The organism is Escherichia sp. AM3 (assembly GCF_032029835.1).
Classification (GTDB): Bacteria; Pseudomonadota; Gammaproteobacteria; order Enterobacterales; family Enterobacteriaceae; genus Escherichia; species Escherichia coli.
Window position 1 is genome coordinate 1 of the sequence record NZ_JAVUPQ010000744.1, and the last position, 332, is coordinate 332.

The window sequence follows — 332 nt, forward strand, 5'->3', positions numbered from 1 at the left end:
GGCAATGCCCGTAGATCGTACCGGGAATATGCCAGCGCTGAATTTCTTTACCCTTAATCAGCTCCAGCACATCTTCTGCGCCGCGTCGGTCGTGGCTGACGATGCGCCCGTCGCGCAAATAGAAGCGTAATCCCTTTTGCCCGCCCGCAGGCCCCGCGTATTTGTTAAGCCAGATGTCCACCGGCACGCCGCTGATGCTTCCCTGCAAATGCGCCTCGCCTTCCGCCGTGGTCAGATCGCCCGTTGCGATTTCGCGGCCCAGGCGGTCTTTTGCTGTCACCACCTGCAACGTCATATCGTCACTGCCGCCCAGGTAACGCACCGTTTCACGC

General features: G+C 60.2%; 1 pseudogene. It reads right to left on the reverse strand.

Annotated features, from left to right (window positions below):
* A pseudogene (locus RTW80_RS28160) lies at positions 1-332 on the reverse strand (oxidoreductase); the annotation flags it as partial.